The sequence below is a fragment of the Longitalea luteola genome, assembly GCF_017356035.1.
GTDB lineage: Bacteria > Bacteroidota > Bacteroidia > Chitinophagales > Chitinophagaceae > Niastella > Niastella luteola.
Window position 1 is genome coordinate 338,067 of record NZ_JAFIQX010000006.1, and the last position, 13,371, is coordinate 351,437.

8 protein-coding genes are annotated in these 13,371 nt (G+C 49.9%); 7 read left to right on the forward strand and 1 reads right to left on the reverse strand.

Features of this window, described 5'->3' with window-relative positions; all coding sequences use genetic code 11:
- Position 1: 1 nt before the first annotated feature.
- Positions 2-1,075 (reverse strand): prolipoprotein diacylglyceryl transferase, encoded by a 1,074-nt coding sequence (locus JUB15_RS17165; RefSeq protein WP_207513726.1) that lies wholly within the window; start codon positions 1,073-1,075, stop codon positions 2-4.
- Positions 1,076-1,294: 219 nt separating this feature from the next.
- On the opposite strand from JUB15_RS17165, the gene JUB15_RS17170 reads away from it, so the two are divergent.
- The 7 genes from JUB15_RS17170 (at position 1,295) to JUB15_RS17200 (ending at position 13,367) form a co-directional block, all read left to right on the forward strand.
- Positions 1,295-4,666, forward strand: coding sequence for a SusC/RagA family TonB-linked outer membrane protein (locus JUB15_RS17170; protein WP_207513727.1), 3,372 nt, complete (start codon positions 1,295-1,297; stop codon positions 4,664-4,666).
- Positions 4,667-4,675: 9 nt separating this feature from the next.
- Complete coding sequence (locus JUB15_RS17175; RefSeq protein WP_207513728.1) at positions 4,676-6,169, forward strand: RagB/SusD family nutrient uptake outer membrane protein; 1,494 nt, start codon at positions 4,676-4,678, stop codon at positions 6,167-6,169.
- Between the two features lie 76 nt (positions 6,170-6,245).
- On the forward strand, positions 6,246-7,226 hold the full coding sequence (locus tag JUB15_RS17180) for a FecR family protein (protein ID WP_207513729.1): 981 nt from the start codon (positions 6,246-6,248) through the stop codon (positions 7,224-7,226).
- Positions 7,227-7,297: 71 nt separating this feature from the next.
- Positions 7,298-8,989 (forward strand): RagB/SusD family nutrient uptake outer membrane protein, encoded by a 1,692-nt coding sequence (locus tag JUB15_RS17185; protein WP_207513730.1) that lies wholly within the window; start codon positions 7,298-7,300, stop codon positions 8,987-8,989.
- A 23-nt stretch (positions 8,990-9,012) separates the two neighbouring features.
- Entirely contained in the window at positions 9,013-9,438 is a 426-nt protein-coding gene (locus tag JUB15_RS17190) for a DUF5004 domain-containing protein (RefSeq protein ID WP_207513731.1), read from the forward strand.
- Positions 9,439-9,452: 14 nt separating this feature from the next.
- Entirely contained in the window at positions 9,453-10,424 is a 972-nt protein-coding gene (locus JUB15_RS17195) for a DUF4961 domain-containing protein (protein ID WP_207513732.1), read from the forward strand.
- 45 nt (positions 10,425-10,469) lie between these two features.
- The gene (locus JUB15_RS17200) at positions 10,470-13,367 is read left to right on the forward strand and encodes a SusC/RagA family TonB-linked outer membrane protein (protein WP_207513733.1); all 2,898 of its coding nucleotides are present in this window, start codon (positions 10,470-10,472) and stop codon (positions 13,365-13,367) included.
- The last annotated feature ends 4 nt before the right edge of the window (positions 13,368-13,371 follow it).

Sequence of the window (13,371 nt, forward strand, 5' to 3'; positions counted from 1 at the left end):
ATTACGGAACAGCAGCGGGTGCATGAACGGTATTCATGCGCCCGTTCCTTTTTAAAGCTGTAGCCAATAAAAAAATAATCCCTGTGACGATAAAGAGGCTGCCGATCAATTCGGCCTGGGTAAAGCGGATAAAACCGGCCCTATACACCGGGTTGACCCTGATCTGTTCAATCAGCAGCCGCTCCGTTCCATTGAGTAAACAATAAACAGCAAACAGTTTACCGGGCGTAATAAAACGATGGCGCAATTGCCATAGCAGCAGAAATAACAACAAACAGGCGATGCCTTCATATAAAGAGGTGGGAAATACCGGTTGACCGCTTAACGGGTATTGGTACGCCCAGCAACCCGATGGCAAAAAAGACAGCCAGTTCGGCATGGGAGCCGTATTCACAATGCCCCAATCGCCATCGCCCGACAAATGACAGCCTAACCGCCCAATGCCATAAGCCAGCATCATGGCCGGGCTGCCCATATCGAGCATGTGCACCAATGGGATCTTGTGCCGGTACGCGATGTATAAAGCAACGCCGATACCACACAGCAGACCGCCATAATACGTGAACCCTTCACCGGTCGCATTTTCCAACCGGTGAAAAACTACTGCACCCGCAAAACCGGCGAGGCCGCACCACCATAACAGGGAAGGCATCAATTGATAAGGATGCACCATGATCTTTTCAACAACAGCCGCTTTTTTTCTTTTTGTCCGGTACAATAAACCGGCTGCCAGCAAAGCGGTCAATAGTCCAACCGGCCAATGACCCACACGGGAGAACAATATGCGATCGGGATGCGCTGCAAAAGAGCGGTAATGCATAATGGCAGGGATCAGCTTAGCCGACACTATACCGGCCAGCAGGGCGTATCCGGCCAATGCAGGCCATCCCGTGCTGCCGGCGATTTTTTCAATGGCTTTTATTTGTCCTGCTGCTTCTTTCCGTTTCAGTTCAACGCCGTAAGCCCAATAAGCACCGGCAAATGCCAACGCCATCATGGTCCCGAATGTTTGAAAGGGCAGGGGTAACCGCCAGCCGGTAAGGTATTGCAACAGGTCTGAAATAGTGGGGAACATCTTTGTAGTTAGTCACGCAAGTGCCCCTTTTCCGCAGTTTTCGTGCTAAAAAAAAATGCTGTGCATTAGCGGCATCCATCCATTCCCGTGACTTAGGAATAGGGGCGTACAGGTGAAAAGCTTTATGTATATTGAGCCGCATTTAATCAACAACATCCCGCCATTAAACAGACTTCCGCAGAGATGCAGGGGAACCGGCATGGCCAGTAACATCCCTTATTGAAAAACGAATTGCCCATGATGGAAAAGCTCACCGAAAAACTCGTTCTGCTGGTTATTTTGCCCAATGGCTGGTGGCGGCCGAATACCCTGTTACTGCTCATTGGCTGTTTACTCGCCAAAACTACCCAATCGCAACATGCGCCGCGTTTACAGGATGTTGTCGTTAACCTTACAGCAAGGAACAGGCCGCTGGACAAAGTATTGCAGGAAATAGAAACCCAGACACCGTTCCGTTTTGTATACAACAGCGCCGAACTGGAAGCGGTGGGCAAGATCTCCATCAACCGGCGGCACACCGCTGTAAGCCAGGTATTATATGAATTGTTACCGGCGCATTTCGAATTCCGGCAAAGAGGTTATAACATAATTATACTCGAAAAGGAGCAGCACACTGACAGATCATCCGCCGGCCCTTTTATCGCAAGCGGGCGCGTTGTAGATAGCAATGGGCAGCCCCTGCCTGGCGTAACTGTAATTGTCAAAAATACAGATCGTTTGACCATAACCGGCGATCAGGGCCGGTTTGTGATCAACGCCACGAGACCCGACAGCCTGCATATAACTTCCATAGGTTTTGCACCCGTGACCATGGCAGTGCCGGTACATCCTGTGACCATCGTGTTACAACCTCACCACGCACAGGCTTTACAGGAAGTGACCGTGATCGGCTATGGCCGCCTGCAGCGAAAACAATTATCAACAGCCATAGTAACGGTTCCCCGCAGCCAGTTGAATGAACGCTCGGCCGCATTGAACATTGTTGAAGCCATGGCCGGTAAAGTGCCCGGCGCCAGCATCATGCTCAATTCCGGCAAACCCGGCAGCAGTCCGGTCATTAAGATCAGGGGAACCGGCTCTATCAACGCATCCAATGCGCCCCTGTTTGTGCTCGATGGCATTGTTGGTATCGAGCCTATGCTCATCAATCCGAATATCATTCAGTCGGTAGACATCCTGAAAGATGCGGCTTCCGCCGCTATTTATGGTTCACGGGGCAGCAATGGGGTGGTATTGATGACCAGTAAACAGGGTGCAAAAAACAGATCGAATATTTTGTTCAATCAACGGATCAGCGCAGGCACGCCGGCCCGCAGCATAGACCTGCTGAATGCCCGCGAAGCACTGGAAATGATCGAACGGCAATATGCCTATGTCCCCGGCCGGCTGGCGCCGCATAAAGACCCTTCCAATAATTTTGCGCGTAAAAATGAGCTGTTTTATGCCGACGGCTCGCCAAAGTATGATATCGACTGGCAGCAGGAAGCCACCCAAACGGCGCTGTCTGCCGGCAGTTCCATCACTTTCTCAGGCGGCAAAGAAAATATGACAAGCCTGCTCGATATAACGTACAACAACCAGCAGGGCATCCTGAAGAACAGCCGCCAGCAGCAGTTGAACGTATTTGCCAACCTGGGCTGGAATGTAAAACCATGGTTGTCGATAAAAACGATCCTGAACGGCGGCGGCCTGCAATCCCGGAATGTTGATCTGAATGCCCTTGGCCTCAACGCCATTCGTGAAATGTACGAATACCTTCCTTTCATCCCGGTGAAATACAGCGACGGCAGCTGGTCGCGCAAAGGCGATTATCCGGGCGCAGAAAATTCTGAAAATCCGGTTCGGCTGGTGAATGACGTAAAGTGGGTAACGGGTCAAACGTTTTTAATGGGCAATTTCACCGGCACCGTTCATTTGCATAAAAAAATAGACCTGGTCACCAGCTTCAGCGGTCAGTTGGGCGGCAATTACAGCAATTACTATTCGGGCATCGACGTGTATGGTTTTTCCGATCTGCAAAACGGGGTGGCGCAACGCCTCAATGGTAATGCAGCGGCCTGGATGAATGAAGACTATCTAACATACAATGATGTTTTCGGCAAAAGCAAACTGAACGCCGTGATGGGCGCCAGCTGGTATTACAATGTGGGTACGTGGACGTATGCCGGTTCAGAGAATTTCTTTGATGACTTTTTTGGATATAATAACCTGGGCGCCGGAACCGTGCGGCAACAGCCTGGTTCGGGCCGGCAACAACACCAGGTGAATTCCTTTTATACCCGTTTACAGCATGAATATGATAACCGTTATGTGGCCGGCGCTTCTTTCAGGGTAGACGGATCTTCCCGTTTTGGCGCCAATAACAAATACGGCTATTTTCCGGCGGTATGGGCTTCCTGGTTGATCTCCAACGAACGTTTCTTTGCGCGTTATTTACCGGTGGTGAATTTTTTAAAGTTCAGGGCGAATATGGGAGTTACCGGCAATGCCGAGATCGGTAATTATGTAACGCTTTCAAGACTTAACCCCACCCAGATCGTTTTTAACGGACAATTACAACCAGCAGTGGAATTAGCCAATCCCGGCAACGACAACCTGAAATGGGAACGGGAGCGGCAGTGGAATATCGGCCTGGATGCCGGCTTTTTCAGCGACCGTATACAGTTTACCGCCGATGTATACCGGAAACTGACATTCGACCTGCTGTATAATAAACAATTGCCGGCGACCACAGGCTATTCAGGGTTATATGATAACATCGGTTCCATTCGCAACCAGGGACTTGAGTTAAGTGTGCGGTCAAGAAATATCGTTTCGAAAAAATTCAGCTGGAACAGCAGCGTGAGCTTTTACCTGAACCGTTCCAAGGTATTGCATTTGAATGGCGACATTTTATACAACTGGGCAGGGCGTGTTAAGGAAGGCGCTCCGATAGATCAATGGTTCGGCTACCTGCGTGATGGCACCTGGAGCACGGATGAGGCCAGCGAAGCCGCTGCACATGGCCGCAGGCCAGGCGATGTAAAATGGGTAGATGTAAACAACAACGGGGTGAAAGATGCCGGCGACCGCGTGCCCCTTGGCAATAAGATGCCGCGTTACCAGGCGGACATCACCAATGTTCTTTCAGTGGGCCCTTTTCAGTTGTTCATTGATGTGAGCGCCATGACCGGGCACAAACTGGCCAACTATCCGCGATTCATTATGGAAAGCGCCACCACCAATGTGAACAGCTTTGGCAGCATCTTACGGTCATGGACGGTTGACAACCAGAAAGCAGCTATCGGACAATTGCGTTTGCCATCAGATGGTGGGGAAAATGAAATGGACAATTATTACATCGAGGATGGTTCTTTTGTGAGGGTAAGGAACATAGCATTCAGTTATACATTGCCTGTAAGCATGCTGCAAAGAATGCGAATGGAAAAATGCACCCTAACGCTGAATGCTGAAAATTATTTACTGTTCACCAGGTACAGGGGCTATGACCCTGAGACCTCTTCCTTCGATGGAGACCTGAACCAGGGCGTGGATCTGTATCAATATCCAAAAGCAAAGACCATATCGTTGACCATGCAGGTAACGTTTTAAAATAAGTATATGAAGCAGATCGTAACCAGGGCAGGGTGGGCAATATTGCTGCTGTTCAGTGCCTGCACAAAGTTTTTGAAAGAGGAGCCGGATGGTTTTTTAACGACTGACAAGTATTATACCACGGAAAGCCAGGTAAAAGCAGCGGTGAATGGCGCTTATGCAGGGCTGGATGATATATTCGCTACGGGCATTGGTGTTGCTACCAGTCCGGCCTTTGTGCCCGAGTACCTGACCGGCTACAGCACGCGGCTGCGGCCAGGGGATGGAGATGCCGAGAACCAGTTCCTGCGACTCGATTACATCGATCCGGCCAATGGCCGCCTGGAGCCCTGGTGGACGGCCATTTATTATCCGCTGGAGAATTGCAACAGTGTATTGGACAATTTATCGCGCACCACATTTCTGCCCGAAGCGGCGCGTAAGCAATATATGGGTGAAGTGTATTTTTTGCGCGCCTGGTATTATTTCCAGGGCGTACGCCTGTTTGGCGATATACCGCTTAAAACGACACCTACCACCGATCTCAGCAATACCCGGATCCCGAAGGCTCCTCAGGAAAAGATCTATGATCAGATCGTTGCCGATCTGCTGAAGGCGGAGGAAGCGGGGTTGCCATGGACGGCTATAAGCGGCCATGTAACGATGGGCGCCGTAAAATCGTTGCTTGCCAAGGTATATATAACGATGGCAGGTTATCCCCTGCAAAAAGGAAATGATCATTACCGGAAGGCCTACGAGAAGGCGAGGGAAGTGATCGAAAGCAATGCATTCACCTTGTTTCCCCGGTACAGTGATCTGCGGCAGGTTTCCCTGCAAAACACCGGGGAATTCATTTTCATGCTCCAGCGCGATCCGGTAAATGCCGGAAATTTCATGCACTTCTTTTTAATGCCTTTCCCCGAACAGCCCATAAGCATTCAGCCAACCTATGGAGGGGCATTGGCGCCGCGCAAGGAATTTTACGATGCTTTTGCGGCCGATGACCAGCGCAAACAGGAGCGGGTATTCTTTTATACGCAGGCTGCGCAATACAACAATCCTTCCAATATGATCAACCTGCCCGGGCCATTGATCTATAAATATTGGGATGAGGAGGCCGAAAGGACCGGTAAAGCCGGGCAGAATTTTTGCCTGCTGCGTTATGCAGATGTACTGTTATTATGCGCAGAAGCCAGGGCGTATGCCGATGGCGGCAGCACTACAAACGCAACTGCTATAGACGCTTATTACCAGGTGCTGCGCCGGGCATTTCCTGCTGCATCAAAACCTGCGGTGATCAGCGCAGACGAAGTGTTGAAAGAACGTTTTTTTGAGCTGTGCTTTGAATGGCAAACCTGGTACGATATGCTGCGTACGCGCAAAACATTGGATGTGGCAGGCGGGCAAATGGTGAATTTGATCGGTTACAAAGCGCCCAATCATTTGAAAGCTTTTGCCGAAACAGACCTGTTGCTGCCGATCCCCCTGAGTGAAGTACAAAAGAACCCGTTATTGCAATGATGGGCCGGCCTGCGAAAAAAAAGCATTATGTTATTTATTCAGAATACCTTTGCACGGGTTCCATAACAAGAGCAGCATGGAAAATCAACGCATACAGCAATTGATCAATAAGGTTTTAAGCGGCCGTGCTTCTGCAGAAGAGCAGCAGGAGCTGGACGATTGGTATGCTGCCCAGGAAACAGGCAACGGGCTCACCAGCGACCTGGATGAGCAACACAAAAGCGCCATGGGCGAACAATTATTTGAATCCATTCATCAACGCATTCAATACGAACAAACATCATCCGCGACTAACTACCGTAAATGGGTAATGGCTGCCGCTGTATTGTTGGTGCTGGCAGCCGGAGCGCTGTATTTTTCTGTAAACAAGCGGGCTTATGCACCGCCGGCACTAACATCAGTATGGAAAGAAGAAAGATCCTATCATGAAATAAGGAAGATCCGGTTGCCGGACAGTTCTTTTGTTTGGTTGAATGCAGGTTCTATCATACGCTACGACAGTAATTTTGTGAGCGGCAAAAGAGCATTTTGGATGCAGGGAGAAGCATTTTTTGACGTTGCCCACAGGGAAGGGGAACCCTTTGAAGTGCACACCGGCAAGATCACGACCCGAGTGCTGGGTACCGCCTTTAACATTGACGCCTATTCGCCTGAAGAGGCAATTGCCGTAACGGTAAAACGTGGCAGGGTGGCAGTAACTGATTCCCTGCACAACAGTGGTATCCTGCTGCCCGATCAGCGCATATTGTATAAATCAGATGGAACATTCGAGAAAGACAGTGCCATGGCCGGTAATGTCACCGCCTGGACAACCGGGCAACTGGTGTTCCGCGACATGCCTTTCAGCGGGGTAGCCAAACGCCTCGAAAAAAGATTCGGTATACAACTCACCTTTAAAGATACCAGTATCGGCCATTGCCGCATCACAGCGAGCTTTCATCAAAACACGCCTTTGAACGATATACTCGACATGCTGGCGCTTGCCAATGGCAGTACCATTGAATTTGCCAGGCCTGCAAATACCTACTTCATTTCCGGCAAAAAAAGCTGTAAGTAGTCATCACAAATAATGCACAAGCAGTAGCGGTTTACAGCAGCCTGCGTGACTAACTGTAATCTTTGCTGCTTATGATTAAACCTAATATTGCTGCCGGTATCATTATACTGTGTTGCCTGGTGGCCTGTAAAAAAGGCGACTTTCTTGATAAAACGGCTACGTCTGATCTTACGGAACGGTCTGTATTTTCCGACAGTACCCGTACCATGCAATTCCTTACAGGTATTTACGCCGATATTGGATTTAGCTTCAATCCCTTTCGTTTTGGTGGGGCGGGGCTCGAAGCGGCCTGCGATGAAGCAGAGGGGCCGGCTTCCGCCAGCGCCAGTGCTTATATTCAATGGGCGGGCGCGTCAGTCAACGCATCCAGTGTAACCAGCGATGCATGGGCTGTTTGTTATGCCAATATCCGGCGGGTAAATGTGTTCCTGAAAAATGCACCGAACTCCCCGTTTTCATCTTCGCTCAAAACCACTGCGCTTGCAGAAGCCCGTTTTCTCCGTGCCTGGTATTACTTTAATCTGATGAAACATTACGGCGGTGTGCCACTCATTGGCGATACAATTTACAGTACAGAAGCGCCTATCGAGGTAAAGCGTAACAGCTTTGAAGAAACTGTTAATTACATTGTAGCCGAATGCGATGCAGTAACACCCTTGCTGCCCGCCTCGCAGTTCACGGTCAACTTCGGCCGCATCACCTCGGGCGCCTGCATGGCGTTGAAGGCTAAAGTATTGTTATATGCTGCCAGTCCGCTCTTCAATGGCGAACAGCTGGCTACAACCGAACCGCTGCGTTCGCTCACCGGTTACCCAGTGGCCGATCAGCAGCGGTGGCGTAAAGCGGCCGATGCCGCCAGGGCAGTCATCGATCTCAATCGTTACAAGCTGAACGAAGACAATACCACGGCGCCCGGTTACGGCTTCTATAAATTATTTACGCTGCGTAAGAACGATGAATACATTTTGCAGGAAATGCGCGCTGCTAACAGAGAACTGGAAGGCATGTGGCTGCCGCCAAGCCGCGGCGCCGGCGATGGTTCCAATCCTTATCTGGAACTGGCCGAAGCGTTTCCCATGCGCAATGGCAAACCCATCACCGATCCCGCCTCGGGCTACGACCCGGCCAACCCATACCAAAACCGTGACCCCCGCTTTGATTATACTATTATCCGCAATGGATCCATGATATGGAAGAACAACGGTCCCAAACAACCTTTGTATACCTATGTGGGAGAACCACAGGATGGCATATACGTAGGAACGCCTACCGGTTTTTACATCAATAAAATGCTGCAGGAAGATATCGTGCCCAACAATTTTGGTCAAACCCAGCGCTGTTTTCCGCTCATTCGCTATGCAGAGATCTTACTCGATTATGCGGAAGCGCTCAATGAGATCGATGGCCCGGTTCAGGAGGTGTACAATGCCGTGGAAGCCATTCGCAAAAGAGCGGGCTTAGATCCATATGAGCTAACGGCAGGCCTCACCAGGGAACAAATGCGCAGCGCCATTCAAAATGAACGTCGCATAGAACTGGCATTTGAAGAACAGCGCTTCTGGGATGTGCGGCGCTGGAAAATAGCTGAACAAACCGATAACAAACGCATGCATGGACAGGAGGTTACGAAAAACGGCGGGGTGTACAGCTATAAAACGATTGACGTTCGGCCGCATGTGTTCAGGCCTGCCATGTATTTGTGGCCATTGCCACAGGGCGAGTTGTCTAAATCGCCCGAACTGATCCAGAATACCGGTTGGTAATTAATGAAGTTTAACAACTCCAAATGAAAAAAATAAAATATGCGCTGGTGTTTGCGCTGGTGACCCTTTTCGCCTGTCAGAAAAAAGAGCTCGTGTTCACAGAGGCTGATAAACCATTGACTGGCGCCTGGAAAATTGTAAAAGTGATCCGCAATGGCGAAGACATAACGGCGCGGTTTGATTTCAGCGCTTTCCGCATCACCTTTACCGACAGTAGTTATACCCTTACGGATCCTGTACCATTCGTAGTGGCCAGGAACGGGCGATGGCATTTTGATGATCCGCAATATCCGCAGGCACTCAGCCTGTTGCCCGAGGGGTCGGCTACGCCGGTGAACCCCATCTTCCGATACCCGGTGGTGAAAGGCAAAAGAAGCCTCCTGCTCACGTTCAGTCCGGGTTGTACTTCCAACAAATACGAATATACCCTTGAACCATTGCCCCTATAGCATAAATAATTACTATGAAACGATTGCTTAAAAAAGAAAAGCTGCGCATCCTGTTTTTCCTCTTTGCAGTTGCTATCATTGTCGCCAACTGTATCGAAATACGCGGCCTTACCCAACCTTCTTCCACAAACGCCGGGGATACACTCACAGCGGTTGTAAAAGCCTGGATGGATCCCTATTGGGACCAGCCACAGTCGAGGCTGGTGATTGGTTTTCTGGCGCCCCGCAGCTGGAATGCACGCCAGAACATGCGCATGTATTATACAAGCAGCTTCGACAATGGCACCATGAGCCCCGTACCGGCCAATGCTGCCCCGAAAGGATCCAGTACCACCTGGGCGGAGGCCATACAGGAGCGTTTAGGCATTGGCGGCAACTATATCAACGATCTGGAATGGATAGTATTTCAGTCTGACAAAGCCTTTGACATGAGCGATCTGCCGCCCATTGAGGCCGATGTAACTATCAAAGTGAAGGTCGGTGCGCAAAACCTGCGGGTGAAACTGGGTTATTTCAGCGCTTCGAGTCAGCAGGAGCTCAGCGAACCCAAATTTTACGGCAAATGGTTCAGCGATTGTTTTGAGGTGATCAATGGCAGCGGCCCGCTGATCGATTTTTGCAGCCCCCAAATCAGCGCCATCGATCCCGTACAAAGCACAGATAACGATATCATTACTATCAACTATGATGAAGACGCTATTGCTACCAACCTGTCAGGCGCCGATAAAGTCTTTCTCTGCGCCAAAGCGTATACTTCCGACAACCAGGAAATAACCATCTGCAAACAGGACGACGCTACTGCCTTTACGGCATTAGGCGGTAAAAAATGGCGCAAGGATCTCTGGCCCCGTAAATACTTTGGACTAACCGAAGGACAAACCCTGGACAGAATAGAATACTATTTCACCGATGTAACGGGAACCATTAAAGTATTTAAACAGGGGAACACAGGTGATCCCTTCGTATTTACGTTCAGTTGCCAGTGATCGTTCTAAAAACTATACCCCTGTAGATCCTCTAAAAAATTAACTATGGCTTGCAGCTTCTATAAACATATCATGGCCTCCGGGTGTGGGTTGCTGTTGATGAGCATTGGCACGTTACGGGCGCAAACCGGTAAAGCCACCGCCGATACACTGCCGTCCGGTACTGCCGATACCATTATTATCGGAAAGGCGCAACACGCCCAACGCATTAATATCCTCTATGGTGAAAAAAGCAATGCCCATCTGATCCAGGCAACCGCTACTATTTATACCCATCAGCTCACCACAACGCCTGCCTCGTTATATGCCTATGCCTTACCGGGCCGCCTGGCCGGGTTGTATGCACAGCAAAGCAGTGGATTTACGTTTACGCCCACGACCGGCATCACGCAGCAGGAAATATTGTTCAATATACCGAATGCGGCTTCAGTGGGAACAACAGGAACCACTGATAACACCGAGATCAATCTTTCGCTGCGCGGGCAAAACCCGGTAACGGTGATCGACGGTGTACAGCGCGATATCTTTTCACTTGATCCCGAAACGATCGAATCCATATCGGTACAGAAGGACGCGCTGTCGTCTATCCTGCTGGGGCAAAAAAGTTCAAGAGGCCTGTTACTGGTTACCACGAAAAGACCACAACAGGGGGCCCCACAGATCTCATTGACCGCACAATCTGGGTGGCAGTCGCCGCTGGGCCTGCTGGATCCGTTACCTGCATACCAGTTTGCCTACCTGATGAATGAAGCGTTGATCAACAGCGGCCAGCCGCCTGCTTACACCAAAGAGCAATTTGAAGGTTACCGCAATCACGTGGACCCTTATTTGTATCCCGATATCAACTGGCAGCACGAGCTGATTGAAAAGAGTGCTCCATTAAACCGGTATTCGTTAAATATCACGGGCGGTTCAAGGGTAGCACGCTACCTGGTAGGTTTGAATTACACGGGTCAGCAGGGGATGCTGAAGGAAGGCGGCAACAATTCCTATAATACAAGGCTGGAACTAAAACGCTACCTGATAAACACCAAAGTAGACGTTGATCTTACCAAAAACTTCAATATCTCCTTACAGATCTTCGGCCGCATCCAGGATGGGAACCAGCCAGGCGCCGGCTATCTGAATATCTTCAGGACCATGCTCGGTACACCTAATAACGCTTATCCCAAATTCAACCCCAATAACAGTTTTGGCGGCACCTCCACCTATACCAACAATGTGTATGCGCAGCTGGCCAATTCGGGGTATATCATGAATAACGACAAAGAATTGTTAAGCACCCTGGACCTTTCTTACAAATTAGACAATTGGGTAAAGGGTTTGTGGTTCAAAGGAAAAGCCAGCACTTCGGTGCTTACGTCAACCGTTGTAAACAGGAGCAAGGTATCGCCGGTGTTCAAAATGAATACTGCCGGGAACGATACTTCCTATACGCAATATGGAACTCTTTTCAACCAGGCCAACAACTTCAGTATTACCTCCAGCGGCCAGTTCTGGTTTTATCAGGCCTCGCTGGGTTATACAAAGGCATTCGGCCGCCACCATGTTGAAGCTGTCACCTTATTCGATCAGCAACAAACCACTTACAATTTCGATCTGCCATCCAAATACACCAATATGGCAGCAAAGCTGCAGTACGATCTTGCCCATAAGTACTTTTTGGAAGGCGCCGTAACATATAGTGGTTATGATCGCTTCAAGCCCGGCCATCGTTTTGGCGTTTTTTACGCAGGGGGCATAGGATGGAATATGGCTGAAGAACCCTTTATCAAAAGCAACCTGCAATGGCTGAACATGTTTAAATGGCGGGTGAATTATGGATTGACCGGCCATGCAAATGTGGGCTATTTCACCTGGCGGCCTTCTTACAGCGATCGCTTTCAGTCCTACGGCTACGGCGTGAACAATACACCGATAAACGGCGTATACGAATTACCGCTGGTGAATGAACATGCGGAAGCGGAAAAGGCGCATAAATTCAATGCCGGCGTTGACATTGGCATGCTGAAGGGCCGGCTGCAGATCACAGCCGACTATTACCGCGATGAATACTTTGACCTGATGCAGGTACGCGGACGCAGCATTGCCCTGATCGGCAATAGTTATCCCGCTGAGAACATTGGCCGCAACCGGTATACAGGTACCGAGTTCTCCGTTGGCTGGCACGATGCTGTCAAAGGCTTCCGGTATTTCATCAGCGCCAATGGCAGTTTTATCAATTCCAAAGTGCTGTTTATGGATGAGATCGGCCGCCGCTATTCCTGGAATGAAAGAACAGGCCAGCGGGTAAGTGCGAACTTCGGATATATTGCCGATGGACTGATCCAGTCTCAGGAAGAAGCGAATTCATCGGCATCCATCGCCGGTTATACGCTGCAACCCGGCGATATCAGATACCGCGACCTGAACGTGGATGGCGTGATAGACCAGTTCGATGAGACCAATATCGGCGGCAACAAACCATTTTTCTTTTATGGCGTTAGCGCCGGTATCGGGTTTAAGGGGTTTGACATCAGCATCCTGCTGCAGGGCGTGGAAAACCGGACCTTCCTGCTCAACTCGTGGGAAACACAATTCGAATTCGGTGCGTTGAACAGGACCGGGCAATTGTATAACCACCATCTCGGCCGCTGGACACCCGAGAACGCCGCCACTGCTAGCTATCCGCGGCTTACTTATGGCTTTAATGCGAACAATCATATTACCAGCAGTACCTACTGGTTGTATTCCGGCGATTACATCCGCATAAAGAACATCGACCTTGGTTATATACTTCCGCAATCGTGGACGAAAAAGCTGAAGCTGCAGCAGGTGCGGGTATTTGCCAATGCGCAAAACCTGTTCACCCATGCCGATGTGCCCTATGGCGATCCCGAGGTGTATGGCAAGGAATATCCTATTCAGCGGGTGATCAACACAGGTATCAATATCAAATTATAGTTAC

Excerpts from the sequence above, each read along its gene's own strand:
- JUB15_RS17200 (WP_207513733.1), top strand. The coding sequence starts at position 10,470 with ATGGCTTGCAGCTTCTATAAACATATCATGGCCTCCGGGTGTGGGTTG.
- JUB15_RS17190 (WP_207513731.1), top strand. The coding sequence starts at position 9,013 with ATGAAAAAAATAAAATATGCGCTGGTGTTTGCGCTGGTGACCCTTTTC.
- JUB15_RS17180 (WP_207513729.1), top strand. The coding sequence starts at position 6,246 with ATGGAAAATCAACGCATACAGCAATTGATCAATAAGGTTTTAAGCGGC.
- JUB15_RS17175 (WP_207513728.1), top strand. The coding sequence starts at position 4,676 with ATGAAGCAGATCGTAACCAGGGCAGGGTGGGCAATATTGCTGCTGTTC.
- JUB15_RS17195 (WP_207513732.1), top strand. The coding sequence starts at position 9,453 with ATGAAACGATTGCTTAAAAAAGAAAAGCTGCGCATCCTGTTTTTCCTC.
- JUB15_RS17185 (WP_207513730.1), top strand. The coding sequence starts at position 7,298 with ATGATTAAACCTAATATTGCTGCCGGTATCATTATACTGTGTTGCCTG.
- JUB15_RS17165 (WP_207513726.1), bottom strand. The coding sequence starts at position 1,075 with ATGTTCCCCACTATTTCAGACCTGTTGCAATACCTTACCGGCTGGCGG.